The 2,226-nt window shown below is 43.7% G+C and carries 2 protein-coding genes; one reads left to right on the forward strand and one right to left on the reverse strand.

Translation table 11 applies throughout. The features are described 5' to 3' along the window. Positions 1–119: 119 nt before the first annotated feature. Positions 120–503: a hypothetical protein gene (locus B2Y11_RS00925; RefSeq protein WP_291054929.1), complete on the reverse strand. Its 384-nt coding sequence runs from the start codon at positions 501–503 to the stop codon at positions 120–122. Positions 504–775: 272 nt separating this feature from the next. Here B2Y11_RS00925 and B2Y11_RS00930 point away from each other — a divergent pair, with 272 nt between their 5' ends. After that, the gene (locus B2Y11_RS00930; protein ID WP_291054932.1) at positions 776–1,978 is read left to right on the forward strand and encodes an ATP-binding protein; all 1,203 of its coding nucleotides are present in this window, start codon (positions 776–778) and stop codon (positions 1,976–1,978) included. Positions 1,979–2,226: the final 248 nt, after the last annotated feature.

The raw sequence follows: 2,226 nt of genomic DNA on the forward strand, positions 1-2,226 counted from the left end.
GATTGAATCAGCGCTTCCCTAGTGGCTGGTTCCTAGCTACTAGCTACTAGTTACTAGTTACTAGTACACTAGTACACTAGCTCACTAGCTCACTAAAGGTTACCAATCGGTGGGGCAGATTACAGCGACGAAGCCAGGAAGGCCATGAGGAGGAGAAGGAGGAACATCTGCCTGTTGTTTTTGCCGCGCAGGGTGCGGTCCTTCACGTGAACACCCCAGTTCCATTTCGTATAGAGTGCCATGGCCAGCCAGAGGAGGAGGGATACCACGGTCAGGCGGAAGGTACTTTCCTGAGGGATATTTCCTGCCAGTCCGAAGTCTACGGTAATCATCATAAGAAGAGTGAGGCACACCAGTCCGCTGGTGAAATAAAGAAGCCACCGGGGCGCTTCTTTATAGAGAAATTTTTCTTCCTCCGTGGATGCCCTGCCAAGGAAATAGGATTTGATAAACCAGAGGATAATGAGGACGGCTATGCCGTCAAAAAGATAGTTATGTTCCATAGAGCAGTACTCCTTTTATTATTTCCTTTATTATGGACTATGAAAGGAAAAGGGGCAAGGGGAGGGGAAAGGTTTCCTACTCGGCGTGGGACGAATGCGAAGCAAATCGACAGGAAACTGTTTGCGAATGGTTTCCCACTCGGCATGGGATGAATGAGAATCACTTATAAATCTATACTTTACAAAAATCCGGAAAATGCAAAAGTGTAAAGTAAACTTAACAAAAATTAGAAAATCGTGTAATATGTAAAGTAAAGAAAGAGGCGATATACATGATTATCCGAAGGAGATATATTTCAAGAGCAGAAAAGTTTATTGATACAGGTCTTGTAAAGGTATTTACCGGTATTCGTCGGTCTGGGAAAACAGTGATCCTGCAGCAGATGGCTGAAGTCCTGAAAAATAGAGGAGTAGGGGAAGAGCAGATTCTTATGATTAATCTGGAGTCTCTTCGTTATCGTAAAATGGCAGAGGAAGGGAAGTTATATTCTTTTATTCTCAAAAGGGCAGATGCCATCAAAAAAAGGCTCTATGTCATGCTGGATGAAGTACAGGTAGTGCCGGAGTGGCAGGTAATTGTTAATTCTCTTCGGGTAGATATGGATTGCGATTTGTACATTACCGGTTCCAATGCAGCTCTTTTTTCTAGCGAACTTGCCACCTATCTTTCAGGCAGGTGTATTCGCATCGAGGTATACCCCTTTACTTTTTCGGAATCCAGGGAAATGATGAAATCCATGGGAAAAGAGGTTTCCGATGAGAGGTTATTTATGGACTATTTGAAATACGGTGGATTTCCCCAGCGGTTTTATCTACCTGATGAAGAGTCTGTAGAAACGTATCTGAGGGATATTTACGAGGCGGTAGTCATGCGGGATGTAGTTTCTCGCCACAGCACGAAGAATCCGGTACTTTTGGGACGGGTGCTGTCCTATGTGCTGGACAATGTGGGAAATCCATTTTCTGCCAGGAAGGTGAGCGGTGCTCTCACATCGGCAGGCATGAAGGTTTCGGTCCCTTCAGTGCTGAATTATTTGGATTGGCTCAAGGAGGCGTTTATTATTCTTCCAGCCAGGAGATACGATCTTATAGGAAAAGAGATTCTGGGTACCATGGAAAAGTATTATGCTGCTGATTTAGGACTGAGGAATATTGCAAAAAACAGCGAAAAGGTGGACAGCAGTAAGCTGTATAAGAATATTGTCTTTCTTGAAATGAAATCAAGAGGCTATGAAGTGGAAGTAGGGAAATGGGAAAATCGTGAAATCGATTTCATCTGCCGAAAGGGAAAAGAAAAGCTGTATATCCAGGTAGCTTACCTGATTACGGAAACAGATGAGAAAAGGGAATTTGGGAATCTGGAAGAAATTAAAGATAACTATCCCAAATATGTAATCAGCGGCGACTTGATGGACCTTAGCCGCAATGGAATTATTCATAAGAATATTATCCGATTTCTTCTCGACGAGAAATGAATATGAGGAACCGAGTGGGAAACTGTACGCGAAAAGTTTCCTATTCGGCGCTGGACAAATGTGAATCATAGCGGCAGGAAACTATTCGCGAAAGGTTTCCCACCCGGCATGGGACGAATGGGAATCATATCGACGGGAAACTATACGCGAATGGTTTCCCACCCGGCATGGGATGATTGTGAATCATGGAGACAGGAAACTGTTTGCTAAGGAAGCACTGATTAATTCATAGAGTCTGCTTTTATAAG

Origin of the sequence: Dialister sp. UBA1703, assembly GCA_002320515.1 — a bacterium.
GTDB lineage: Bacteria > Bacillota > Negativicutes > Veillonellales > Dialisteraceae > Dialister.

Bases quoted from the DNA above. Each gene is read 5' to 3' on its own strand.
- B2Y11_RS00925 (WP_291054929.1), bottom strand. From the start codon at position 503: ATGGAACATAACTATCTTTTTGACGGCATAGCCGTCCTCATTATCCTC.
- B2Y11_RS00930 (WP_291054932.1), top strand. From the start codon at position 776: ATGATTATCCGAAGGAGATATATTTCAAGAGCAGAAAAGTTTATTGAT.